The organism is Streptomyces sp. STAM6 (assembly GCF_054963715.1).
Genome location: NZ_JBUEFZ010000007.1, coordinates 39,082 through 64,786, shown reverse-complemented (window position 1 = coordinate 64,786; position 25,705 = coordinate 39,082). Strand labels below are relative to the sequence as shown.

At 70.4% G+C, this 25,705-nt stretch carries 18 protein-coding genes and 1 pseudogene; 14 read left to right on the top strand and 5 right to left on the bottom strand.

What is annotated here, in order from left to right; all coding sequences use genetic code 11:
* Nucleotides 1-733: 733 nt before the first annotated feature.
* Nucleotides 734-1,795: a PucR family transcriptional regulator gene (locus ACY34K_RS11745; protein ID WP_462746135.1), complete on the bottom strand. Its 1,062-nt coding sequence runs from the start codon at nt 1,793-1,795 to the stop codon at nt 734-736.
* Between the two features lie 237 nt (nt 1,796-2,032).
* Between ACY34K_RS11745 and ACY34K_RS11740 the strand changes: the two genes are divergently transcribed.
* The 8 genes and pseudogenes from ACY34K_RS11740 to ACY34K_RS11705 form a co-directional block, all read left to right on the top strand.
* The gene (locus ACY34K_RS11740) at nt 2,033-2,638 is read left to right on the top strand and encodes a hypothetical protein (RefSeq protein WP_462746134.1); all 606 of its coding nucleotides are present in this window, start codon (nt 2,033-2,035) and stop codon (nt 2,636-2,638) included.
* Nucleotides 2,639-2,687: 49 nt separating this feature from the next.
* A complete protein-coding gene (locus ACY34K_RS11735; RefSeq protein WP_462746133.1) occupies nt 2,688-4,733 on the top strand; it encodes a flotillin family protein in 2,046 nt (681 codons plus the stop codon).
* Nucleotides 4,734-4,824: 91 nt separating this feature from the next.
* Nucleotides 4,825-9,639 (top strand): DNA repair ATPase, encoded by a 4,815-nt coding sequence (locus tag ACY34K_RS11730; RefSeq protein WP_462746132.1) that lies wholly within the window; start codon nt 4,825-4,827, stop codon nt 9,637-9,639.
* Nucleotides 9,640-10,149: 510 nt separating this feature from the next.
* On the top strand, nt 10,150-11,379 hold the full coding sequence (locus ACY34K_RS11725) for an NAD(P)/FAD-dependent oxidoreductase (RefSeq protein WP_462746131.1): 1,230 nt from the start codon (nt 10,150-10,152) through the stop codon (nt 11,377-11,379).
* Nucleotides 11,380-11,475: 96 nt separating this feature from the next.
* A complete protein-coding gene (locus ACY34K_RS11720; RefSeq protein WP_462746130.1) occupies nt 11,476-12,372 on the top strand; it encodes an RNA polymerase sigma-70 factor in 897 nt (298 codons plus the stop codon).
* Between the two features lie 56 nt (nt 12,373-12,428).
* Nucleotides 12,429-12,899 carry a hypothetical protein gene (locus ACY34K_RS11715; RefSeq protein ID WP_462746129.1) on the top strand — a complete coding sequence of 157 codons (471 nt, stop codon included), beginning with the start codon at nt 12,429-12,431 and terminating at the stop codon, nt 12,897-12,899.
* Nucleotides 12,900-13,124: 225 nt separating this feature from the next.
* Nucleotides 13,125-13,532 (top strand): hypothetical protein, encoded by a 408-nt coding sequence (locus ACY34K_RS11710; protein ID WP_462746128.1) that lies wholly within the window; start codon nt 13,125-13,127, stop codon nt 13,530-13,532.
* A 113-nt stretch (nt 13,533-13,645) separates the two neighbouring features.
* Nucleotides 13,646-13,756, top strand: a pseudogene (locus tag ACY34K_RS11705) (pirin family protein); the annotation flags it as partial.
* A gap of 252 nt (nt 13,757-14,008) precedes the next feature.
* Here the strand turns inward: ACY34K_RS11705 and ACY34K_RS11700 are convergent.
* Nucleotides 14,009-14,533, bottom strand: a complete 525-nt coding sequence (locus ACY34K_RS11700) for a MepB family protein (protein ID WP_462746127.1) — start codon at nt 14,531-14,533, stop codon at nt 14,009-14,011.
* A 713-nt stretch (nt 14,534-15,246) separates the two neighbouring features.
* Entirely contained in the window at nt 15,247-15,654 is a 408-nt protein-coding gene (locus tag ACY34K_RS11695) for a RidA family protein (RefSeq protein WP_462746126.1), read from the bottom strand.
* Between the two features lie 95 nt (nt 15,655-15,749).
* On the opposite strand from ACY34K_RS11695, the gene ACY34K_RS11690 reads away from it, so the two are divergent.
* Entirely contained in the window at nt 15,750-16,136 is a 387-nt protein-coding gene (locus ACY34K_RS11690) for a winged helix-turn-helix transcriptional regulator (protein WP_462746125.1), read from the top strand.
* 574 nt (nt 16,137-16,710) lie between these two features.
* Here ACY34K_RS11690 and ACY34K_RS11685 read toward each other — a convergent pair.
* Together ACY34K_RS11685 and ACY34K_RS11680 are read right to left on the bottom strand one after the other, a co-directional pair.
* A complete protein-coding gene (locus ACY34K_RS11685; protein WP_462746124.1) occupies nt 16,711-19,020 on the bottom strand; it encodes an FtsX-like permease family protein in 2,310 nt (769 codons plus the stop codon).
* Nucleotides 19,017-19,727, bottom strand: coding sequence for an ABC transporter ATP-binding protein (locus ACY34K_RS11680; protein ID WP_462746123.1), 711 nt, complete (start codon nt 19,725-19,727; stop codon nt 19,017-19,019). Before ACY34K_RS11680 ends, ACY34K_RS11685 begins: the two co-directional genes overlap by 4 nt.
* Nucleotides 19,728-19,886: 159 nt before the next feature.
* Between ACY34K_RS11680 and ACY34K_RS11675 the strand changes: the two genes are divergently transcribed.
* The 5 genes from ACY34K_RS11675 (at nt 19,887) to ACY34K_RS11655 (ending at nt 25,570) form a co-directional block, all read left to right on the top strand.
* The gene (locus tag ACY34K_RS11675; protein ID WP_462746122.1) at nt 19,887-20,705 is read left to right on the top strand and encodes a sensor histidine kinase; all 819 of its coding nucleotides are present in this window, start codon (nt 19,887-19,889) and stop codon (nt 20,703-20,705) included.
* Entirely contained in the window at nt 20,702-21,421 is a 720-nt protein-coding gene (locus ACY34K_RS11670) for a response regulator (protein WP_462746121.1), read from the top strand. Before ACY34K_RS11675 ends, ACY34K_RS11670 begins: the two co-directional genes overlap by 4 nt.
* Nucleotides 21,422-22,092: 671 nt before the next feature.
* Entirely contained in the window at nt 22,093-22,470 is a 378-nt protein-coding gene (gene melC1, locus ACY34K_RS11665; protein WP_462746120.1) for an apotyrosinase chaperone MelC1, read from the top strand.
* A 39-nt stretch (nt 22,471-22,509) separates the two neighbouring features.
* Nucleotides 22,510-23,328, top strand: a complete 819-nt coding sequence (melC2, locus tag ACY34K_RS11660; RefSeq protein ID WP_462746119.1) for a tyrosinase MelC2 — start codon at nt 22,510-22,512, stop codon at nt 23,326-23,328.
* Nucleotides 23,329-24,442: 1,114 nt separating this feature from the next.
* A complete protein-coding gene (locus ACY34K_RS11655; protein WP_462746118.1) occupies nt 24,443-25,570 on the top strand; it encodes an aromatic ring-hydroxylating oxygenase subunit alpha in 1,128 nt (375 codons plus the stop codon).
* Nucleotides 25,571-25,705: the final 135 nt, after the last annotated feature.

The following is a 25,705-nucleotide window of genomic DNA, read 5'->3' as shown; positions in this document are numbered from 1 at the left end:
GCGCCGGGAAGATGTGCGGTCTTTGAGCGAACGCCGTTGTCCGATCGGCGACCCTGGGCTCGCGTACCGCGGACTCGGCACGTGATCACCCTGGTCGTGCTGCCGGTGCGTGCCGGCCGCTCCGCCGTGTGGCGAGGGGTGGTGCCACCTGCGGAGTTGCGCAGTTCTACCACGATCTTTGCGTCCCCTTTAGTGATTCAAGTCACATAACCATGAGTAATCTTCGAAAGTGCCAGCGAGCGAGACCAGACCGTTATCCGGATGGCTTGATTCGTTCATCGAACGTCGGTCGGGCGGGTGCTCGGGCGAGGGTCCCGCTCCGCGATGATTCGACCGCCCGGCTCGGGGCGGCTCTGGGGCGCTGCCCCTGGCGCTCGGCCCTTCAAGGGCGCGCAGAGGCTCGCCTTGCCGGTGGCCGGCAATATATCGGCCTTTTCATTGCCGGGGCAGGGAAGTGAAATCGAGTTACCGTGGCGGCCACTATGAGGCGTCCGTCCGACACGCACCTTGCTCCTGGCGCGTGGACGGCATCAGGACCGCCGCGCACGACGTCCCGGCGGACGCCCAGGGGCGATCTTCTGCCGTCTGCCGCGTCGGCTGAAAGCGAGTGATCCGGTGGCCCCTTTGTCCTCTTCTCGGCCATGACCCTCTGTAATCGACGGAACGGGGCGCCACGCCGGCCCCGCCGCTCCGCGTCCCGCCGCCAGGCCGAGCCACCGACCGCCGGGCCCGCTCAGAGATCCTGCTCCGGCCAGTCCAACAGGCGGGCGCCGACGACCGCGGTCTGGAGCGTGTAGCGGTCGACGGGGTTGCCGGGATCGGCGCCCGTCAGCCGGTGGATCCGCTCCAGCCGGTACGTCATCGCCCGCACGCTCAAGGACAGCTGCCGGGCCGCCTCGGCCGCCACGCAGCCCCTGTCGAAGTACGCGGTGAGTGTGTCGATCAGTGGCTGGGCGCCGCCGCGGGCCTGCTTCAGAGGGCCGAGTACCGTGCGCACCAGGTCGGCCATGGCCTGCCGGTCGCGGGTGAGCACCGGGTACACGAGGAGGTCGGCGGCACGCAGCACCGGGTCCTCCAGGTTCAAGCGCTCCGCCAGGTCCAGAGCGTTGAGCGCCTCCTCGTACGAATGGACGACCCCACCGACTCCGGGATGGGCCCGGCCGATGGCCACCCGGCCGCCGTCGGTCGCGGCGTGCCCCTGCTTGGCGAAGAAGCTGAGGACATCCGCCTGGTCGCCCGGCGCGATGCAGATGAGCCGGCCGTTCTTCGTGGTCAGCAGAATGCGGCGGTCCCCGAAACGAGCCGCGAGGGACGACTCCACGCTGCGGGTGACGGCATAGCCGTCGTCGTACGGCTCGCGCCCCTGCGCCACCGCGACCGCGTGGGCGTGCGACAGCAACAGGCCGAACCGCTCGGCCCGCTCGGCGAGACGGCCCACGTCACTACGCCCGTGGAGCAGGTCGTCGATGAACTCCCGCCGGGCCGCCTCCTGCTGGCGGATCGCGAGCCGCTGCGCCCGCTCATGGCCCTCGGCGAAGGCGTCCACCGCCTGCTCCACCGCCGACAGCAGGTGGTCGGCCGAGGTGCCACGCAGATCCGCCCGCACGTCCTGGGCGGCGGCGAGGTGCGCGCGCACCATCAGGCGGAGCCCGATGCCGGCCTCCGCTGCCCGCTCGCCCTGCCCCCGCAACGCTTCCAGCTCGTCCCGGTTCAGCCGCCGGCCGGTGGCGCAGACCCCGACCAGTATCCGGGCATACCCCTCCAGATACTGCTCGACTCCGCCCTGCTCGGCCATGGCCCCTCCTCGGTTTCTTACGCGCCGCTGACGGATCCCCGACGCGTGGGCGTCAAGGGTGACACGCGCCGGCCGGGGGACCGCCACCGGCATCAAGGGCGCGTAAAGATTGCCGGGTGACGGCAATGCGAACTTGCGTGCCGTCCTGTCAGCATGACCGGACCGGGGCCCGTGCACCAAACCGATGCCGTAACCCGGAAATCATCGTGCCGCACGGCGACGCAAGGGGGACACACCATGGGCGACTTCTGGCAGGCCGCCACCACGTTCCCCACGGTGCTGTTCACCGCCGCTCTCGTGGTGGTCGCCGGATTCTGGCTGCTGGTGCTGGTGGGCGCTGCCGACACGGACAGTTTCGACGCGGACGTGGACACCGACGCGCTGAGCCTGGGCGGCGTGCCCGTGGCGGTGTCGGCCTCGCTGCTGATCGTCCTGTCCTGGTTCTTCAGCCTCACCGGGTCCGTGCTCCTCGCCCGTGCGGGATGGCCGGCCGCCCTGGTCCACCTGCTCGGCGCCGCTCTGTTGTGCGCCTCGCTCTTCGGCTCGTGGCGTCTGACCCGGGCGCTCGTACGCCCCTTGGCCAAGCTTTTCCCCGACGAACGCGGGCCGTCCCTGCACGACTTCGTGGGGTCGATCTGCACCATCCGCACCGGGCGGGTGGACGCGGACTTCGGCCAGGCCGAGGTCGCCGCGCGGGACGGCTCCACGGCCGTCGTACAGGTCCGTCAGAACGACGGCAGTCCGCTGGCACTCGGCAGCACGGGGCTGCTGTACGCGTACGACGACACCGGCGCGTTCTTCTGGGTCACGCCCTTCGACAAGGCGCTGGACCCCCGCGGCTGACCCGCCGCCCCTCCAGCTTCAGCTCCCACCCTTCGATCCGGGGATTCTCATGGATGCCATCTCCTGGGGCATCGGCGTGCTCGTCGCCGTCGTCCTGCTCATCGCCATCGCCATGCTGTTCGTGATCAGCCGACTGTTTCGCAAAGTGGAGCAGGGCAAAGCGCTGATCGTGTCGAAGATGCGGAAGGTCGACGTCACCTTCACCGGACAGGTCGTCCTGCCCGTCCTGCACAAGGCCGAGGTCATGGACATCTCGGTGAAGACCATCGACATCTCCCGCACCGGCCGGGACGGTCTCATCTGCCGCGACAACATCCGCGCCGACATCCGCATCTCGTTCTTCGTCCGGGTGAACAAGACCGTCGAGGACGTCATCAAGGTCGCCCAGGCCATCGGCACGGCCCGCGCCAGCGACCAGGCCACACTGCAGGAGCTGTTCAACGCCAAGTTCTCCGAGGCGCTGAAGACGGTCGGCAAGCAGCTGGACTTCACCGACCTCTACACCAAGCGTGACGAGTTCCGGGACCGGATCATCCAGGTCATCGGCACCGATCTGAACGGCTACAGCCTGGAGGACGCGGCGATCGACTACCTGGAGCAGACGCCGCTCGCCCAGCTGGACGCCTCCAACATCCTCGACGCCCAGGGCATCCGGAAGATCACCGAGCTGACGGCCGTCGAGCACGTGCGCACCAACGAGTTCCAGCGCACGGAGGAGAAGGAGATCACCCGGCAGAACGTCGACGCCCGCGAGGCGATCCTGGAGCTGGAGCGCCGCCAGGCCGACGCCGAGATCAAGCAGAAGCGGGAGATCGACACCGTACGGGCACGGGAGGAGGCCGAGACCGCCCGCGTGGTCGAGGAGGAGCGGCTGCGCGCGCAGAGCGCCTTCCTCAAGACCGAGGAACAGCTGGGCATCCAGCGCGAGAACCAGGCCCGCGAGGTGGCCGTCGCGCAGAAGAACCGCGAGCGGGTCATCGCCGTCGAGAACGAGCGCATCGAGAAGGACCGCCTCCTCGAAGTCATCGCCCGGGACCGGGAAACCGAACTGACCCGCATCTCCGCCGAGAAGGAGGTCGAGACCGAGCGCCGCGAGATCGCCGAGGTGATCCGTGAGCGGGTCGCGGTGGACCGCACGGTCGCCGAGCAGGAGGAGTCCATCAAGAAGCTCCGCGCCGTCGAGGAGGCCGAGCGCAAGCGGCAGGCCGTCGTCATCGCCGCCGAGGCCGAGGCCCAGGAGCGGCTCGTCAAGGACATCAAGGCCGCCGAAGCCGCCGAGCAGGCCGCGATCCACCGTGCCGCCGAGGAGCTCACCCTCGCCGAAGCGCGCAACAAGACCGCCGACATGGACGCCCGCGCCAAGATCCGCCTCGCCGAGGGTATCCAGGCCGAGGCCGCGGCCGAGGGCCTGGCGGCCGTCCAGATACGGGAGAAGGAAGCCGACGCCATCGAGAAGACCGGCCGCGCCGAGGCGGAGGCGACCGAGGCCCGCCTGCGCGCCGAGGCCGCGGGCACCCGCGAGAAGGCTCTCGCCGAGGCCACCGCCATCGGAGAGAAGCTCAAGGCCGAGGCGGCGGGCCTCACGGAGAAGGCCGCCGCGATGGCCGCCCTGGACGAGGCATCCCGTACGCACGAGGAGTACCGGCTGCGGCTGGAGGCGGAGAAGGACATCCGCCTGGCCGGGCTGGACGTCCAGCGCCAGGTCGCCGAAGCGCAGGCCGCGGTGCTCGCCACCGGACTGGAGAACGCCGACATCAACATCGTCGGAGGCGAGTCGGCCTTCTTCGACCGGATCGTCGGGGCCATCTCCCTCGGCAAGAGCGTCGACGGATTCATGGACAGCTCACAGACCGCCCAGGCACTGGCCGGGCCGTGGCTGGACGGCTCCGCCTCCTTCACCGAGGACCTGACGAAGGTGCTCGGATCGGTGTCCACCGCCGACGTACAGAACCTGACCGTGTCCGCCCTGCTCATGAAGCTCATGCCCTCCGGCTCCGGCCGGCTGGACGAGCTGATCGGCAAGGCACGGCAGCTGGGCCTGGCCGACATGCCGGTGGCCGAGCTCGCGGGCCTGAACGGCGCCGCCAAGAGCTGACCGGTCGCGGTCGCGCACACTTCCGGAGCTGCCGCGCGGGGGGCGGCAGCTCCGGACCCTTTTCACCACGCACACGAGGGAGCGGGAGAGCATGAACACGACGGGGATGGACGCCGGTACGTACGAGGTGCTGCGCGACCGCCTCGACGCGCGGGCCGCCGAACTGGCCCGCCGCACCGACGCCCTGAACACCGCTCGCGTCGCCGCCTTCGGCGCGACCGGGCTCGCCCTCACCGCGACCGGGCACCTCCGCACGGAACGGGACCTCGTGGCCCGTGACGTCGTCGCGGTCGGCGATGTGCTGCTCGCCGGGTACGAGGCACCGTCGCCCGAGGACGTCTTCGCCCTCCACGACCGCGACCTGAACCGTCTCCCGGACGACGCGGTGCCCGGCCTGCTCGACGACCCCGCCTTCGTCACCGAGTTCGCCGCGCTCCACCGCTACTACCGGGGCGCGCGACTGCTGCGGCTGCGGCACGTGGACGGCAAGCTGCTGGCCATCTTCCGGACGGGCGCCCAGGCCGAGGACATCCGTGTCCTGCGCTGGTCCCTCGCCCCGTCCGGCGAGGTGCGGTTCCTCGACGCCCGCGGCGAGCGCGACCACGTCCTCCCCGCGCCGTACGACTTCACGTGGACCGAGGCCACCCGGGACGACCACGTCCTCGGGCGGCACCCGCACATCGCCCTCGCCGACGGCACGGTCTTCGTCTCCACGGTCGGCGGCACGCTCACCGTGAAGACCGAGAACGACACCGAGACCGGCGAGGGCCTATACAACGAGCCGGTCGACGAGCCCCTGCAGTCGCTGGCGGACGCGGAGGTGGCGTACGCGATCGTCGGCGCCGTGATCCTGCTGCGCGTCCGCCCCTACAAGGAGGAGACCTGGCGCCACCTGGTCTTCCACACGCTCACCAAGTCCGTGGTCCGGCTGGACGGCATCGGACAATCGTGCCGCCGCCTCCCCGACGACCAGGGCATCGTCTTCCCCGGCGGCTACTGCCTGTCCACCGGGACGGTGAAGACGTTCGACACGGACGTCTCCGGCATGGAATTCGAGGCGGCCGTCCGCTCGCCCAACGGCGAGGACGTGCTGTACGCGTTCCACGCCGGCACCGGCCGCACCCTCCTGCTGCCGTACAACCTCATCCGCAAGGAGATCGCCACCCCCATCGCGTGCCGTGGTCACGCGCTCCTCGACGACGGTACGCTTGCCGCACTACGCACCGAGTCCGGCGAGCCCGCACGCGTCCACCCGGTCCAGCTGTGGCGGACACCGTACGTGTCCGGGACCGTCCCCGAGGGCGACGGGCCGCTCGCCCGCATCGGCAACGCCGACCTGGTCCACGGCATCGCGGACTGCCTGGCCATCGCCCGGCAGGTCGCCGAGACCACCGCCACCGGCGAGATGTACGCCGCGCTGGTCGCCGCCTGTACCCGGACGGCCGACCGCTTCCCCTGGCTGGGCGACGCGGAGACGGGCGACCTGCGCGCGCCGCTGGAGGAGGTGCGGGCGACCGCCGAGCAGGTGTTGCGCGAGTTCGAGACCGTACAGGCCCTGCGCGCGCAGGCCGCCGAGGCCCTCGCACACGCCGGGGAGGACCTCCAGCGGCTGGTGCGGCGGATCCGCGGTGAGGCACCGGCCACGGCCGAGGAGTGGATCGAGCGCATCACCGAACTGCGCCGTGCGCAGGGCCGCCTGATGACGCTCAAGGAGATGCGGTACGCGGACACCGCGGCTGTCGACGCGCTCGCCGAGGACGCCGGGGCGCATATCACCTCGACCGCTCAGCGGGCGGTCGCCTTCCTCCGGCGCGACGACGCCTTCACCGCCCAGCACGCGGAGGTGGAGCGGCTCACCACCGACGCCGGGGCGATCACCACGACTGCCGAAGCGGCCGCGGTCACCGAGCGGCTCGACGCGCAGGTCCACCGCCTCCAGACCCTCACCGAGGTGGTCGCCGGCCTGGACATCGGCGACGCGACCGTCCGCACGGCCATCCTGGAGCGGATCGCCGAGGTGCTGGGCGGCCTCAACCGCGTCCGCGCTCTCCTCGCCGCCCGGCGCCGTGAACTCCTCGACCAGGAGGGACGGGCGGCGTTCGCGGCCGAGTTCGCCCTCCTCGCCCAGTCCGTCACCGGTGCCCTGGCCGCGGCCGACACCCCGGAGGCATGTGACGCGCAGCTCGCCCGGCTGCTGCTCCAGCTGGACAACCTGGAGTCACGCTTCGCCGACCACGACGGCTTCCTCACGGAGATCACCGACAAGCGCGCCGAGGTCCACGACGCCTTCGCGGGCCGCAAGCAGGCCCTCGAGGACGCCCGCGCCCGGCGCGCCGAACGCCTCGCCGCCTCGGCCTCCCGCGTCCTGGAGACGATCGCCCGCCGGGCGGCCGGCCTGGCCGGCCCCGACGAGGTCAACACCTACTTCGCCTCCGACCCGATGGTCGAGAAGGTCCGCCGCACCGCCGCCGAACTGCGCGAGCTCGGCGACCAGGTGCGGGCCGAGGAGCTGGAGGGCCGACTGGGGGCCGCCCGCCAGGAGGCCGGACGTGCCCTGCGGGACCGCGCCGAGCTGTACGCGGACGGCGGCGACACCATCCAGCTGGGCAGCCACCGCTTCGCCGTCAACACCCGGCCGCCGGAGCTCACGCTCGTACCGCACACGGACGGCGGCCTGGCCTGCGCGCTGACCGGCACGGACTACCGCCGCCCGGTGGCCGATCCCGGCTTCGCGGACACCCGCCCCTACTGGGACCAGCTCCTGCCGTCCGAGAACGCCGACGTCTACCGCGCCGAACACCTCGCCGCGCGGCTGCTGTCCGAGCACGGCGCCGAGTCCCTGGCGCGGGCCGACCTGCCCTGCCTGGCCAGGCGGGCGGCCGAGGCCGCCTACGACGAGGGCTACGAGCGAGGCGTCCACGACCACGACGCGGCCGCCATCCTGGCCGTACTGCTCCCGCTGTACGAGCGGGCCGGGCTGATGCGGTACCCGGCCGCCGACCGGTCCGCCGCCCAGCTCTTCTGGGCCCACGGGACGACCGCCGCCGCCCGGGAGGCGTGGACGCGCGCGGCCGCGTCGCTCGTCCGGGCCAGGGAGACCTTCGGCACGGCGCCGGCCCTGGAAGCGCTGTGCGGCGAGCTGGCGGAGGCCGGAACCCTGACCGGCCCTGCGGCCGAGTACCTCGTCGAGGAGCTGGCGGCCGGCGGCTCCTTCACGACCGGCCCGTCCGCCCGCACCCTGCTGGAGAAGCTCCACCGGGCGGTGGGCTCCTCGCCGTACGCCGAGGACGTACGCACCCTCCTTGTCGAAGGGGACGCGGCGGCCGCGCGACGGCTGGTGGAGGGCTGGCTCTTCGCGTACGCGGCCTCAAGCGGCGAGGACGTGGACGCCGGCGACCTCGCAGAAGCGGTGGCGATCGAGGTGTGCCCGGAGCTCCCGCGCCATGACGTGGACTGCGTGCCGACCGCCCGCGTGGAGGGCCTGCTCGGCACGCACCCCAGGATCGACCGGGGCACTCTCCACCTCCGCCTCGACGAATTCCTGGCCAGGACAGGTGACTTCGCCCACCGGGTGGTTCCCGCTTTCCGCGCCTACCAGCAGCGCAGGAACGCGCTGGTGGCCGACGAGCGCCGACGGCTGCGTCTGGACGAGTACCGGCCGCGCGTCATGTCCTCGTTCGTGCGGGGCCGGCTCGTCGACGAGGTGTACCTGCCGCTGATCGGCGACAACCTCGCCCAGCAGATCGGCACCACGGGTGACGGCAAACGAGTCGACACCAGCGGGCTGCTGCTGCTCCTCTCGCCGCCCGGGTACGGCAAGACGACCCTCATGGAGTACGTCGCCGACCGCCTCGGCCTCCTGCTGGTCAAGGTCGACGGGCCCGCCCTCGGCCATGACGTGACCTCCCTCGACCCGGCCGAGGCGCCGAACGCCGCCGCCCGCCGTGAGCTCGAGAAGATCCACTTCGCACTGGCGGCCGGCAACAACGTCCTGCTGTACCTGGACGACATCCAGCACACCTCGCCCGAGCTGCTCCAGAAGTTCGTCCCGCTGTGCGACGCCACCCGCACCCTGGACGGCCACGACCTGCGCGGCAAGCGCTTCGCCGTCTGTATGGCCGGCAATCCCTACACCGAGTCCGGACAGCGTTTCCGCGTGCCCGACATGCTCGCCAACCGCGCCGACGTGTGGAACCTCGGTGACGTACTGACCGGCAAGGAGAACGCCTTCGCCCTGAGCTTCATGGAGAACGCGCTGACCTCCCACCCGGTCCTCGCCCCGCTCGCCGGGCGCGAGCGCGCCGACCTGGAGCTGCTGCTGGACATGGCCGCCGGGGACCCCACCGCCCGCCCCGACCGGCTCACCCACCCCTACGCGCCCACCGAACTGGATCAGATCCTGGCGGTGCTGCGGCACCTGCTCACGGCCCGGGAAACGGTCCTCGCGGTCAACGCCGCCTACATCGCCTCCGCCGGCCAGACCGACACCGGCCGTACGGAACCGCCCTTCCAGCTCCAGGGCTCGTACCGCAACATGAACAAGATCGCCGCACGGGTCTCCCCGGCCATGAACGACACCGAGGTGGCCGCCGTGATCGACGACCACTACGCGGCCGAGGCCCAGACCCTCACCACCGGCGCCGAAGCCAACCTGCTCAAGCTCGCCGTCCTGCGCGGCACCCTCACCGAAGAGCAGCGGGCGAGGCAAGAAGCCGTGACATCCGCGTACATCCGCTCCCAGGCACTGGGCAGCGCCGGTGACGACGCCCTCGGCCGGGCAGTGGCCGCGCTCGGCCTGCTCGCCGACCGGATAGCGGCCGTCGAAACCGCGATCACCCGGGCCACGGACCCCCGCCACCTGGTGAGCCCCCCGCCCGGCCGCAATGCGGGCGGGGGCGCGGAATGACACCTAGCCTGTGCTGAGGCGCGCCGCGAAGTCTGCTCGGCAGGAGCGTTGTCGAGCGCGGCCTTACCCGCTGGATATCGCTCCGGCTGTCGGCCGGATGTTGGTGCCCACGGTGGCGGAGGACGTCCGTCCAGCGGTAGTCGTCCGGGGGGCCTGTCTCCACATCCTGCTACCGGGCGGCCTCGTCGGGGTGCCCCCTGCGCTGCGGTCTCGGCACGCCGGACATGCCGCCCTCTGCGGAGTGCTCCTCTCCTGCCTGTTCACAGCCGTTGGGTGAGTCGGTCCAGCTCCGCGTGCGGTTCCGTTGGTGGCTGCGGACCGGGCCAACAGGCCCGTGCGGGGGTGCGAGAGGCCCGCGTCACGCCCCCGGTGGAGTGAACTGCATCACATGATGTCACGGCGGTGCGGGGCGCGGTGTCTTGAGGCCGAACGCCCCGAAGGCAGGGAGACAGCGCGACTGTGCTGCTCCGCTCACGCCTCGGGGAGCAGGCGAAACGACAGGAGCGAGACATGAACAAGCACCGCATCGTCGTGCTCGGGGCCGGCTACGCCGGGGCCTACGTGGCCGGGACACTGGCCCGGCGGCTGTCCCCCCGCGATGCCGGGATCACCGTGGTCAACGCCGAGGCTGACTTCGTCCAGCGGCTGCGACTCCACCAGCTCGCGGCCGGGCAGGAGATCGCGGCACCGTCGCTCGCCGAGGTCTTCGCGGGTACGGGGATCGACTTGCGCGTCGCCCGGGTCACCGCCGTCGACCCCGGGCGGCGGACCGTGGCCCTGGACGACGGTCACGGTGGCGTCGAGCTCGGCTACGACACGCTGGTCCACGCACTCGGCAGCCACGGCGCCGACCACGGTGTGCCCGGTGTGGCCGAGTACGCCTTCGACGTGAGCGCCCGTCCCTCCGCGCTGCGCCTGCGTGAGCGCCTGGAGAGCCTGAGCGCCCGTGCGGGCGGCGGGGGCGGTGTGCTGGTGGTCGGCGACGGGCTGACCGGCATCGAGACCGCCACCGAGATCGCCGAGTCCCGGCCCGGGCTCGCGGTGACGCTGGTCGCCCGCGGCGAGCTGGGCGTCGCGCTCTCCGCCGGGGCCCGCGAACATCTGCGCCTGGCCTGCGACCGGCTGGGCGTCACCGTCCTGGAGCACGTCACCGTCGAGGCCGTCGAGGCGGACCGGGTGCGGTGCGCCGACGGTATGGTCCTGGCGTCCGACGCCACCGTGTGGACCGCTGGGTTCATGGCCGGCCCGGTCGCCGCCACCTCCGGCCTGGAGGTCACCGAGAACGGCCGGATCGTCGTCGACCGCACCATGCGGTCGGTCTCGCACCCCGACATCTACGCCGTCGGCGACAGTGCCTTCGCCATCGGCGACAACGGCCTTCCACTGCCGATGTCCTGCGCCTCGGCAGGCTACACCGGCAGGCAGGCCACGGAGGCGATCGTGGCCCGCTTGACCGGCCGCAAGGTCCCGAACGTCAAGCTGGACTACCACGGCAACCACATCAGCCTCGGGCGGCGAGACGGCATCCTGCAGATGGTCGACGGCGAAGCGCAGGCGAAGCCCACGTACGTGGGTGGCCGGAAGGCCGCGCGGATCAAGGCGGGCATCGTCCGGATGTCGCTGTGGGGTACCGAGCACCCGACGTTCGGCGTGCCGAAGCGCAAGCACCGCCTGGCCTCCGCGCCGGACACCGGGAAAACGGGACGTACCCGGGAGCACGGAGCCGCTGCACATGGCTGAGAACACCTGGTTCTCCGGTCCACGGGCGGCCGTCGCAGGCTGCCGCCGTGGGCCGGCGACGCGTACAGGCATACGAAGAGAGAAGGGGACCGAGCGATGACCGAGCACACCACCGACCCGGCGACGGAAGCCTTCGTCGCCCACCGCAACCTGCTCTTCACCGTCGCCTACGAGATGCTCGGCTCGGCCGCCGACGCCGAGGACGTCCTCCAGGAGACCTGGCTGCGCTGGGTCCGGGTCGGACTGGAGCGGGTCGACGACCCGCGGGCGTACCTCGTCCGGATCACGACCCGGCAGTCGCTCAACCGGCTGCGTGCCGTGAAGCGCCGCCGCGAGTCGTACGTCGGCCAGTGGCTGCCCGAGCCGCTGCTCACCACCCCGGACGTGGCCGAGGACGTCGAGCTCGCCGAGAGCATGTCGATGGCGATGATGCTCGTCCTGGAGAGTCTCGCGCCGACCGAGCGGGCGGTCTTCGTCTTGCGGGAGGTCTTCGACGTCGAGTACGACGAGATCGCCGAGGCCGTCGGCAAGAGTCCCGACGCCGTCCGTCAGATCGCGCACCGTGCTCGAAGGCACGTCGGCGCCCGCCGTCCCCGCAGGACCGCCTCCGCAAGCGAGGCCCGGGCCGCCCTGGAGTCCTTCCAGCGCGCCATCGAGACCGGGAACCCGCAGGACCTCCTCGACGTGCTCGCCCCCGACGTCGTCCTGCTCAGCGACGGCGGCGGCGTCAAACGGGCCGCGCTGCACCCGGTCGTCGGCGCCGAGAAGCTGGTCCGCTTCTGGCTCGGCGGCTCCGCCAAGGTCGAGGAGACCATCACCTGGGAACCCACCGTCGTCAACGGCAGCCCCGCGCTCGCCGTGTACGTGGGCGGGGAGCTCGACGGCGTCATGGCCGCCCGTGTCGTCGACGCGCGCATCACCGGGCTCTACTTCGTACGCAACCCGGAGAAGCTGACCCACCTCACCTCCGGGACCCCGCTCGCCCCCCGCTGACGCCGTCCGTTCGAACCATCCATCCACAGCACCTACACCTTCTGCCGAGGAGAGCCATGGATACTCAGGCCCCGCGCGCAACCACAGCACCACCGTCGCCCTGGCGGACGGTGGCCGGGGCGGTCGCGCTGCTCACGGCGGTCGTCAGCTTACTGCTCACCGCCTTCGCATGGCCGTCGGTGCGGTCGTCCCTCCACGACGTGCCGATCGCTGTCGCCGGGTCGCCCGCAGCGGTCGAGCGGGTCGGCGCGGCCCTCGACCGGCGGCTCCCCGACGGCTTCCGGATCACCAAGGTCGCCGACACCGCGGCCGCAGAACGGCTGATACACGACCGGAAGGTGTACGGGGCGATCGACGTCAGCTCCGGTTCCCCGCAGGTCATCACCGCCTCAGCCGCCGGCCCAGCGGTCGCCCAGACGCCGCAGGACATCGCGACCGGGCTCGCCCAGGAGAAGGAGAAGGGCTACTGCGCACCACGGCCTCCTCCGACGGCCACGCAGCAACCCATCCCGTCATCGTCCTGCTGACCTGGCTCGCGCTCGGTGCAGTGCTCTGTCTGGCCGGTAGCCTGCGCGCACGGGCCACCACCGTCGTGGCGCGGCTTTGAAGACGCCCGCAACACCGGCCCCTCCAACGCCGCAACCCGCAGAAGCCGACCCACATCACATCCCAGACGCCGCCCACCCCGCGTGGACGCCAATGATGCGGACCCGCACCCAACTGACCGCACACCACAAGAGGGGGACCACACCATGACCACCAAGATGACGACCGCTGCGCCACGCCGTCTTACCTTCCTCAGGACCGCGATAGCCCTGCAAACCCTGACCCTCCTCTTCCAGGCGGTCACCGCGGGCATGCTGCTGACCTCGTCCCACGGCTACCTGATGCACGACGTCGGATCGAAAGTGATGTACGCGGCCGCCATGCTGTACGTGCTCGCCGCCATCCTGGCCTGGCGCCCAGGCGGCGGATCCCCCCGCCCCGTCCTGTACGCCACCGGCTTCCTCCTCCTCGCCTCGGCACAGGTCGCGCTGGGCATCGCCCACGTGCCCTCGTTCCATGTCCCCTTGGGCGTGCTGATGTTCACCCTCAGCACCCTGTTCCTGGTCCGGACACTGTCCACGCGCATGCTTCCGCGTCCCGCTGTTAGGTCGTAACCGCCCGATGGACCGCTCTGGTTGGTGATCTCGACAGTGAACCAACTGTGCCCTGCGCCCACACCGGACTCTGTCTACAGAGGTCGGAGCCGCGCTCACCAGAGTCGTTCAACGACTGGATGACCGGCTCCCGCTTCGGCGAGGTCCACGGCTACGACGGCGGCCGCCTGTCGGCCCCCGCACTCCCGCCGGTGGCACTGAAACCGCGGGGGAGGGTGCGCTGAGCTGCGACCATGCGGTTGGGGGAGTCGTTGCCCGAGGGCGGCAACTCCCCGCGGTCCCGGGGCTCCGACAGGACAGGGCATGGGCCGGCCGAAGCTCCGAGAGGCACTGAAATCGTTCCGCAGCGCCTCCGCCCCCCCCCGCGTCGCCGGCGCGCGGGCTGTCCGTGGCCCGAGCCCCGGTGGCGGGGAAGCCCGCCGGCGCTCGCACCACGCGGTCACCTCACAGCCGGTCACCGCGGCGCAGCGCGCACCTCATGGGCGGTAGAGGGTGTCGGCACGTGCCAGGTCGGCCGAGCCGATCTCACCGAGGGGGAAGAAGTAGTTCACCTGCCATGCCTGCGTGGTGCGGGCCTGCCGGTTGGTTGTGGTCACCCACGGCGGATAGACGCGGAATCCGCGCTTCCCACCGGAGCCGTTGCGGGAGACGATGTCGCGGTCGCACAACACCTCGCTCGGGAACACGAACTGGCCGAAGCCGTCGTGGTCGCGGGTGCTGATGACGAAGAGGTCCACCCCGTCGTCGGCATCGAAGGGCCGGATCGGGCCCTCCTCGGACCGCTGCCACACGGTGACGAACTGGCCCACCTTCGTCGGGGTGGTTCTGGCGACGCGGAAACGCACGGAGCGGTCGTCGAGCGTGAACGCGCAAGCGGCGTATACAGAGCTCTCCGGTTCGGGCACCGGCAGTGAGCAGGTGAAACCGCTCGGGTCGTACACGGACGCTTTGGCCGCCAGCAGGTCGCCGTGCAGCCCGGTCCACGATTGATGCGTCACCATGCCGCCATCCTGCCACCGCACTCGTGCACACCTGTACCGACTTGTCGTCCGGAGGATCACCACCCCGCTGGAACGACCCGTCCCCGAGCGGCGCGGGCGCCCGGCGTCACCGGACCGGGTCGGACCACGGTGGCGTCACGCTACCGCCAGACCTGCGTCTCCCAGCCGCATTCCTGGCAGACCACGCGCAGTCCTTTCAGAGCGCGTAGGGGCGGGGCGAGGAGGGCGCCCAGCACTCTGCCGACGTCCGTTCGCATCTTCCGGCTGATCTGAAACTGACTGCGCAGGGCCTCACGATACGTGTCACGGCGGACGACCGCGTTCGCGCTCCCACATCCCCGGCACCGACGCGTCTGCGCCATGGTCTCCCCCGATCCCGCCCGATCCGTTTCGGGCACACATGCCCCTGTCACTGATCCTTACGCCGCGATCCGGAGTGGTGGCGGTGCGCCCGCGCGAAGGATCTGCGTGGTGAGGCCGAAGCGGACGCCGACGCTCGGCTCCGGACACGCTTCTTCGAAGGGGCCGAGGCGTGCCGTCGGGGGCCGCGGCACGGACGGCGCTGAAGCAGCCGCGGGCGAGCTCCCCGGGTGGGGCTCGCGCCCGGATGTCCAGCCGCGAGGGTACGTACCCCCTGCCCGATGCCGCTCCGTGTTCACAACTCGGCAGCCGCCTCGCCCCGGCGTGCGGTCGGGGGCCGACCCGCGAGCCGGTCAGTCGAGGACCGCGGTGGCCTCGATCTCGACCAGGTGTTCCGGCACGTCCAGTGCCGCCGCACCGATCAGCGTGGCAGGCGGCACAGGCACCTTCCCGAGTTTCGCGGCCGCACGGGAGATCCCGTCCATGAGCAGGGGCATTTTGTCGGCCGTCCAGTCGACGACGTAGACGGTCAGCTTCGCGACGTCGTCGAACGACGCGCCGGCGCCGGCGAGAGCGGCGCCGACATTGAGGTAGCACTGCTCGACCTGGGCGGCCAGGTCGCCCTCGCCGACCGTGGCTCCGTCGGTGTCCCAGGCCACCTGGCCGGCGATGAAGACGGTCCTCGTGCCGGAGGCGATCGCCACCTGATGGTAGACGTCGATCTCCGGCAAACCGTCCGGGTTCAGCAGGGTGATGGCCATGACTGTCTCCTCGCACTCTCTTGTGGTTACTCGGGAACCGTAGGAGAGTGTGCGCTGACGTGGAAGAACGCACTTTTGGGTAACTGAGGAACCTCATGGTGACCAAGCAGGTCAAGGGCTCGGCCAAGGACGAAGCAGATGTGACGCGTGCGGATTCCCTCGCGCGGGAGATCTTCACCGACATTGCCAACAAGTGGGCGCTGCTCATCATCGAGGCGGTGGGGGACCGCACGCTGCGCTTCACCGAGCTGCGGGGTGAGGTGGAAGGCATCAGTCACAAGATGCTCACGCAGAACCTCCGCCTGCTGGAGCGCAACGGCCTGGTCGAACGCACGGTGCACCCGACTGTTCCGCCGCGCGTCGAGTACACCCTCACGGAGCCGGGCCGGGCCCTCCGTGCGACGGTCGACGCCATGTGTGAATGGACCCACCGCTATCTGAACTCCATCGAAACGGCCCGTCATCGTTTCGACTCCGCCTGACGGCGGCGTACTCGAAAGGCCTTCCACGCTCCGTCTCGGACGTCGTCCCACACGGTCCGGCCCGTCCGCCTCGCCGGGGTGGCGGAGTCCGACGTCCCCCGCGTCCGGGCGACGGAGACGGCCGCGGGCTCCATCGTCGGTTGAGCGGGCCGCCTTGGCCCATCTTCCGTCCCCGCCGTGCGGGGGTGAGGGTGGCGGTGGAGCCGGTGACGACGTCGACCAGGGGCACCAACTCCCCGACTTCTGTCATCTGTGCGTCCGGCACCGTGGACTGGGCGAGGAACCGCAGGTGGAATGCGTCCTCGGTCGTGGCGCTGATCCGCTCCGGCTGTGCCGGGCCGCCCCGCCCCTTCTCCGGGAGGCTGGCGGCCCGATGTGCGGGTTGCCGAAGATGGGGGCGGCGTGGTTCCGCGCGGACATGAAGGAGACCGTGCCGCCCAGCAGCTGGCCCTCGGTGGTGCCGTCGCCCGCGACGGTCATCAGCACACGGGCGTATCCGTAGAGCCAGCCAGCCGACGGCTGACCGCCGTCGGCTGCCTTGGGCCGGTTCCAGAGGCTGGTGCTGACGGGTGATCTACTCGGTGTGCAGCACCGAGGCGATGGTCATCCGGGCCGCCGACCGGGCCGGGACCAGGGCGCCGAGGACTGCGATCGCCACACCCGCCAGGAGCATCGCGGCCAGCTGCGGCGCGTGCCACACGTCTTTCATGTACGCGGGGAAGTCGACCACCCCGACATGGCCCACCACGAGGCGGTGCGCCACGATCCCGAGCGGGATGCCGAGCAGCCCGCCGACCGCGCCCAGCCCGGCGACCGAGGTCACCGTCATCACCACCACCTGCCGGGGGGTCATCCCGATCGACTTGAGCATGCCCAGGTCCCGGCGCCGCTCACGGGTGTTCAGAAGAACGGTGTTGAAGACACCGAGTGACGCGACGAGCGTCAGCAGCACCGTGAACACCGTCGAGAAGGTGATGACGGTGGCGGTGCCGGCGTTTCCGGAGTCCATCACCGACGCGCGCAGGCCCGGGTCGAGCGCCGCGACTGCCTCGGCGTAGGCGCGCGCGTCGGCGCCGGAGGCGAGCCGCACCGTGTACTCGGTGGCGTGGGCGTCCGGTGCGAGTCGGGCGAGGGTCTCCCCGGTGGCCTCCAGGGCCCGGGCGTTGCCCTCGATGAGCTGACCCACGACGGTCGCGGTGATCTTCCTGCCGTTCAGCTCCAGCGTGACCCGGTCACCGAGCTTCAGCCCGCGCTGGGTCAGAAACGCCGGACCGGCCACGATCTCGCCCGCTGCGGCCGGCGCCCGGCCCCTGACGATGGTGTGCTCGTACAAGGAATCGTCGCCGCGGTAGAAGTCGGCGAAGACGGGCTGGGTCTGCCCGGTCATGTTCACCTGGGACAGCGCGCGGGCCCGTATCCCCTCCGCCCCCGGCAGGGACCGCAGCCGCTTCTCGATCTGCGCGTCACTGAGCCGGGGTGGGGTCCGGTCGTTGCCCGACCCCTCAGTCGTCACGTGGATCCTGGCGCCTCCGTCCTCCCGCCCGACATTGCCGTACGCCACCATGGTGCTGGTCAGTCCGGTCGACAGGGTCACCGTGGTGACCCCGAGGACTATGGCCGCCATGGTCAGCAGAGTGCGGCTGGGGCGGGCGAACGGCTGGCCGAGGCCCAGACTGACCGGGCGCGGCAGCCGGGTGGCACCGAGCATCCGCTGGACGCGCAGCCCGCGCCCGGTTCGCGGCGCGTTGCCCGCGCTGATCGCCCGTGCGGCGGGCAGCCGGTGGGCGCGCAGGGCGGGGACCAGCGCGGCCAGCAGGACGAGGACAGGCATGCCCACGAGGCAGGCCACGGACACCCACGGGCTGATGCCGCCGACCGAGGCCCGGCCCACGTCGATGCCGGTGAACGCGACCTTCAGGATCGGCCCGGCCAGCGCGTTGCCGGCCAGCGTGCCCAGCACGCAGCCCATCGCCGCCGGTACGGAAAGCATCGTCAGGTAGACGGCGACGACCTGGTTGGGGGTGAAGCCCAGGGCCTTGAGCACCCCGATGTGCCGGTACCCGGAGACGACCGCCCCGCTGACCACGTTGCCGACGATCAGGGTGGAGACGAGCACGCCGAGGATGCCGAAGAGCGTCATGAATGGGAGGTAGGAGTCGGCCAGCGCGGAGAAGGCCTGCTTGAGGGTGAGGTAGGTCTGTGCGCCGGTCAGCGATTCCTTGGGCAGTCCCGTGGTGGCCCGTGCCAGCGAGGCGCTCAGCTGGGCCTCCGTCGAGGAGTCCGTGAAGCGGTACAGCATCTGGGCGGAGGTCGGGTGCAGTGCGGCCATCTGCTCGGGCGAGACCCAGGCGCTCGCTGACTTGCTCATGCTGGTGGCGAATCCGACGACGGTCAGCGTCGCTCCGCCGGGGGTCTCCAGCTTGGTGCCGAGGAGCGCGGTGCCGGGGGAGCCCTGGGCGAACCAGTTGACGACGATCTCGCCGGGTGCGGTGGCCCAGTGGCCCTCAAGGAGTTCGATCTGGTCCACGGGGCCCGCCGGATCGGCCCGGCCTACCACCGTGAGGCTGCCGCCCGCCATCCAGAGCCAGTCCTTGGGAATGTCGACGACGGCCTGTCCGAACGGTCCGGCCGCGGCCTCCACCCCGGGCTGCCGGGCGGTCCGTGCCAACTGCTTCTGCGAGACCTTCGTGGTGTCGAACGCCGCCACCGTATGAGCACCGCGCTGTTCGGCGTAGGCCTTGTCGAAGGGGCCCGAGGCGGCGCTCAGCAGCGCCAGAGCGAGCAGGACGGTCGTGGTGGAACAGAGCACGACGAGCCCGATGACGAAGGTCTGAAGCCGACGGCGCTTCACGGCCGCGCGCGAGGCTCTCCATACGGCGCTCACGCGGTCGCCTCCAGCGTGCTCTCGCGGGCGATCCGGCCGTCGGCGACTTCGATCAGCCGGCTGGCGCAGCGGGTGGCCAGCTGCGGGTCGTGGGTGACGATCAACAGGGTCTGGCCGATCTGGTTGAGGTCGATCAGCAGATCCATCACCTGCTCGCCCGACCGGCTGTCGAGGGCGCCGGTCGGCTCGTCGGCAAGCAGCAGGGCCGGGCGGTTCATCAACGCCCGTGCGACGGCGACGCGTTGGCGCTCTCCACCACTCAGCGTCGCCGGATAGTTGTTCCGGCGCTCGACGACACCAAGTTCGTCCAGGAGCTCCAGGGCACGGCTGCGCGCCTGCCGGGTCGAGGTGCCGGTCAGCTGCGCGGACAGCGCCACATTGTCCAGGACAGGCAGATCGTCGATGAGGTTGAAGAACTGGAAGACCATGCCGACGTTCCGCCGCCGGAACAGCGCCAAGCCGGTCTCGTTCAGTTTCCCGAGGTCATGACCACGCACCTCGACTGTGCCCGAGGTCGGCCGGTCCAGGCCCGCCACCATGTTGAGCAAGGTGGACTTGCCGCAGCCGGAGGGGCCCATGACTGCGACCGCGTCGCCCGCCCTGATCTCCAGCGACAGGCCGTCCAGGGCCTTCGCGTCGCCGTACTCCTTGTGCACACCGTCCAGCCGCACTACCACTTGCCGGGCATTGTCGTGATCAGTTGTCATGGCTCGAACTTAGGACGGAGTCCGCGGACAGAACGTCACCCCCCGGATGTATCCGTCCGGGCAGGTCATCCCGGGGATGTACGGAGCTGCATCCGGGCGCTGATGTGGGGCACGTCGTGCAGCTGCGAAGATGATCCGGTGTGGGGATCCGGGACGATCTTGCTTATCATCGCCCTGGCGGCGGCAGTTGGCGCCGCCGGGTGTCTGTGCGTGGCGGTGGTCCGGGCGCGGCGGCTGCACCAGGCGGCCATCGAGGAGCGCGGCTGGCTGCTGGAGCGGGAGCGCGAGAGCGCGGCGCGGACCGCGGTCGACGCCGAGCGGGCCAGGATCGCCACCGAGCTCCACGACATCGTCAGCCACAACGTGAGCCTCATGGTGGTCCAGGCCGGGGCCGCCCGCGAGGTGCTGGCCACGATGCCGGACGAGGCCGCGGCGGCGATGAGCGCCGTCGAGACCGCCGGGCGGAACACGATGACCGAGCTGCGGCACCTGCTCGGCCTGCTCGCACCCGCGCAGAACGGCGACGACGAGCCCTACGGTAGGGACCTGTCACCGCAGCCGAGCTTGAGCCGACTCAGTCCGCTGATCGACCGGATCGCCTTTGCCGGCCTGCCCGTGGAGATGCGTATCTCGGGTGAGCCGCGTCCGCTGCCGACGGGGATCGATGTCACCGCTTACCGGATCATCCAGGAGGCCCTGACCAATGCCCTCAAATACGGGGACGGAGCGAATGCCGAGGTGACGGTGCGATACGCGGACCACTACCTGCGAGTTGAGGTGCTGAACAGCGGACCGAGCATCCTGTCGGGCAGCCAGCCCGCGCGGAGAGAGCCGGTCCCGGGCCAGCCAGACGGAACGGGACGCGGGTTGCTCGGCCTGCGGGAGCGGGTCGCCGTCTACGGCGGCGACCTTGACGCCCGCCGCCGCCTCGGCGGCGGCTACCGCGTCCGCGCCCGGATCCCGCTGGACCGGCCATGACGACACACACCGAACCCGCCCCTCGCGTCGTGATCGCCGACGACCAGGAGCTGGTCCGCACCGGCTTCCGCCTGATCCTGACCGCCCGCGGCATCGACGTGGTGGCCGAAGCCGGCGACGGAGCCGAGGCCGTGGCCGCCGTGCGGAGGCTGCGGCCCGACGTCGTACTGATGGATATCCGGATGCCCGCCATGGACGGCCTGGAAGCCGCCCGCCGCATACTCGCGCAGGCCCCCGACTGCCGGGTGATCATGCTGACCACCTTCGACCTCGACCACTACGTCTACGCCGCCCTCGCCGCCGGAGCCAGCGGATTCCTTCTCAAGGACGTCACCCCCGCGCATCTGGCCGCCGCCGTACGCCTGGTCGACACCGGTGACGCTCTGCTCGCACCCTCGATCACCCGCCGCCTGGTGGAGCGCTTCGCCTCCAGCGCCCCCGGAACCAGTTCGGGCCTCGCAACCTCGGCCGTCCACCGAGACCTGGCCGCACTGACGCCGCGCGAGCGGGAGGTGCTGACGCTCATGGGCCGGGGTCTTTCCAATACCGAAATGGCGCAGAAACTGACGCTCAGTGAGGCGACAGTGAAGACCCACGTGGCCCGGATTTTCGCCAAGCTGACCCTGCGCGACCGAGCCCAGGCCGTCGTCCTCGCCTATGAGACAGGACTTGTCTCACCGGGCGAGTCCGCTGACGCCGCCAACCCCTGCCGATAGCCGGCAATCTGGAGATCAAGCATGAATCAGCCAGAGTGTGCAGCTTGGTGTCACATGAGGTGACGCCTCGGCTCGGCGCTGTGTTCGGAAACGGTCGTCTGCGAAACGTGGTCAACATGAGGCGATGTGCTGCCGAAATCATGTTTTGCCTGTTTCTCCCGTACTCCGGTTGTCCTCCATCGTCGGCCTCGGCGGCACGTGTGCCGACGTCACCGAGGGAAACCCCACCGCCGGCCCCGTCGGCGCGGAAACCGCTGAGGCGGGCACGCGCTGATCGAATGAGCCCGGATCGCACTGAGCCGAAACCGGGACGCCTACCCCCGCCTCGCGGCATTGCCCGTTCATTCGCGCCGAGTTGTCGGACAGCCCGGGCCGCGACCGGGCAGCGCCGGCAGGAAGATCTGCGGAGGGAAGCGGGATCACGGCTCGGATTTCCGGCCGCTCCGTTCCAGCAGCCGGCTCGGCGAGAAGATCTGCGCCATTGAATGATGCACTATTCATCCACTGTTGTCTTCTTCGTGACCATGCGCCTTCCGGCCCACTCTGCGGAACCGTCCGCCGCTGCCACCATGTCGTGGCACGGGCAAAGGGACGATCTCGTTCCGCTGCGTAGAGAAACGTTTCTGTCGTGGACCGTCCGGCCTGCGGCGGATCGACCGAAGGAGCAGACCGTGCGATCTCTCACCCGCCGCGACATGGTTCGACGGTCCGTGCTGGCAGTGGCCGGTACCGCACTGGCCGGCCAGACCGCGGTCCCCGTGGCGAACGCCGCCGCGCCCGCCGCCGCACCGGAGGCGTTCGACGAGATGTACCTCGGCCGGCACATCGAGGGGTGGCCCGCCGACGGGCACCACGGGGGCCATCGCGAGCCGGCCCTCGCCGCATTCGTCGTCCGCGTCGACGACGACGATCTGCATGTGATGCAGAACGCCGACGGCACCTGGATCAGCGTCATCGACCACTACGAGAAGTACCCCACACCACGCGACGCCGCCCGGGCCGCCGTACGGGACCTCCACGGGGCATCGCTCGTGCCCCTCGCGGTCTGACGTCGCGCCCGGCACTTCTCACTTGAAAGGATCGCCGCCATGGCGGACCGCAAGAACCAGGCAGATCTGTCGGCCGTCGAGAAGCGCGACTTCGTCGACGCCGTTCTCGAACTCAAGCGCCAGGGCCGCTACGACGAGTTCATCACGACGCACAACGCCTTCATCATGAGTGACACCGACGACGGCGAGCGAACAGGCCACCGGTCACCGTCGTTCCTCCCCTGGCACCGCCGGTTCCTGCTCCAGTTCGAGCAGGCGCTGCAGAGCGTCAACCCGTCTGTCACGCTGCCCTACTGGGACTGGACGGTCGACCGCACACCCAGCAGCTCGCTGTGGGCGGACACGTTCCTGGGCGGGGACGGCCGCAGCGGGGACGCCCGGGTCACCACCGGCCCGTTCGCCTTCGGAAGCGGCAACTGGCCGCTCAACATACGGGTCGACGGAAGGACCTTCCTGAGGCGGGCACTGGGCGTCGGCACACGCGAACTTCCGACCCGGGCGGAGGTGGACGCCGTACTGGCCATCCCCACCTACGACGCCGCCCCCTGGAACAGCCGGTCGGGCGGCTTCCGCAACCAGGTGGAGGGATGGCGCGGCCCCAACCTCCACAACCGGGTCCACGTATGGGTCGGGGGCCAGATGACCAGCGGCGCCTCGCCGAACGACCCGGTCTTCTGGCTCCATCACTGCTTCATCGACAAACTGTGGGCCGACTGGCAGAGGATGCACCCGTCCTCCGGATACGTACCCACCACGGCCCCGCGCAATGTGATCGGCCTCCGCGACACGATGAAGCCCTGGAACGACGTCACGCCGGAGGACATGCTCGACCACACGCGGTTCTACACCTACCGCTGAACGCGGCATCCGGCGGAGGTCGGCACGAAGCGCAGGTGTCCGGCTGCCACGTGGGCTCCATCCGGCCCCGCCGTCCGCGACGCATTGGACCCGGGCCCCACCCCCTCGTGCGCCACCGCAGGCAACGGAGCGAATGGCCCCAAGGCGGCGGGCGCCGACACAAGGCACAAGAGCGAGGAGCGCACGGCTCGACCCTAGGTCCCCCGAAGACAGCCTCTCCGTTTCTCCGCCTCCTCAACTCGGTGGTGCACGGGACGAAGCCGATTGGCTCACACGGATCGTGCCCCGGGAGCGGATCGGTCGTTCCGGATGCATGACGAAGATCCTCACTGCGACAGCGGTCCTTTTCACCGGTGTGGCCCTGGCTGCTCCCGCGTTGGCTGCTCCCACGCTGGCTGCTTCCCGCGTGCAGACCATCGCCCCGGCTTCCCACGACGGTCTGCCTCTTTCCGGCCTTCCTGATGTGAGCGCGCTTGTCGTGGGTATCCCGGTTCGCATCCCCCTCGTCTAGGGCGTGTTTCGAAAGTGGCGTCGTCCGCCCGGAGGGCGGGGCCGGGGGCGTGCGTGCCGGGCGTTCCCGGCCGGACGGGACTTTCGAAACACACCCTGGTACTCCGGTCCCACGTCGTGATCCGGCGGCAGGACGGCGCCGCGCGGTCAAGCGTGCTCCGTGCCCCGAACGGGGTCTCGCCGTTCGACGTGCTTCTGTCGCGCAGGTCGCGGTGAACTCTTTGGCGAGCAGGTCCGCGACGCGTGCGTAAAGTCCGGCGTCACTGGCGTCACTGGCCGCGCGGGGGAAGGGGGAGCGCTGTCAATGCGCAGTCGGTTGCGGTTGCGGCGGAAGTGAAGGATGGGTGGGCGCGGGTCGCCACCGCACCACCGACGTTGCGTGTTTCGCGGCATCTCGCTTGATGTGAAACGGGATTGCGTGGGTGGCCCGGCCGGTTACCGACCCTTGACACGGGGTGGGGGCGGCAACACACTGGCGTTGCGTAAAACGCAAGCTGTTGCTCTATGTGCATTGCGATCGCCTTCGCGCGACGGCCGGCTCCAGGGAGTGGCTGCCGGATCCGCGACCCCTTGCCAGTTCTCGACGTCTCTTGCGAGGAGCGCCGTGACCATCACGAATCTGCCGGAGAGCCTGATAGCGACGCTCCCGGGCCACTACTACACGGATCCCGACGTGTTCCGGCTGGAGCAGGAGCGGATCTTCGAGGCGATGTGGTTCTGCGTCGCCCGCTCCTCGGAACTCCCGAAGCCCGGCACGTTCCGCACCGTCGACGTCGGCCGGGAGAGCGTCCTCGTCACGCGCGGTCGGAACGGCGGCATCCGCGCCTACCTCAATGTCTGCCGGCACCGCGGGGCGAAACTGTGCACCGAGGAGACCGGTGAGGTGAAGCGGGCTTTCCAGTGCCCCTATCACGCCTGGACGTACGACCTGGATGGCAAGCTGGTCGCCGCTCCCAACCTGACCAAGATGCCCGACGTCGACCGCACCGAATACGGTCTCGCCACGGTGCATGTCCGAGAGTGGCTGGGATACATCTGGGTCTGCGTGGCCGAGGACGCGCCGTCGTTCGAGGAAACCGTCATCGCCGATGTCGTGAACCGGCTCGGTGAGGTGGGCGCCCTCGAACGGTACGACGTGGCCACCCTCGAAGTCGGCCGGCGGATCGTCTACGACGTGAAGGCCAACTGGAAGCTGATCGTCGAGAACTTCATGGAGTGCTACCACTGCGCCACGATCCATCCGGAACTCACGGAAGTGCTGCCCGAGTTCGCCGACGGGTACGCGGCGCAGTACTACGTCGGCCACGGCGCAGAGTTCGGTGAGGAGATCAAGGGATTCACCGTCGACGGCTCCGAGGGGCTCGACCGCATCCCCACCATCTCCGAGGACCAGGACCGCCGCTACTACGCGATCACCGTCCGACCGCAGGTGTTCATCAACCTCGTGCCCGACCACGTCATCTTCCACCGCATGTACCCGGTGGCCGAGAACCGCACCGTCGTGGAGTGCGACTGGCTGTACCTGAAGGACGTCGTCGTCTCGGGAAAGGACGTCAGCCGCTCCGTCGAGCTGTTCGACCGGGTCAACCGGCAGGATTTCGACGCCTGCGAGCGCTGCCAGCCGACCATGAGCTCGCGGCTGTACCGTGCGGGAGGCGTCCTCGTCCCCAGCGAACACCACATCGGCGAGTTCCACACCTGGGTGGAGTCCCGGCTCGGCCCCGGCCGGTAACAGCCCGCATCCGATACCGAAAGGACGTCATGGCCTGATCGCGGACCGCCTCCGGCGGCTCGACAGCCCCGCCGCCGCGGCCTTCTTGGCGGGTTGTCCCGGGCTTCGAGAGGCAACGCGCTGGTGCGGTGCCCA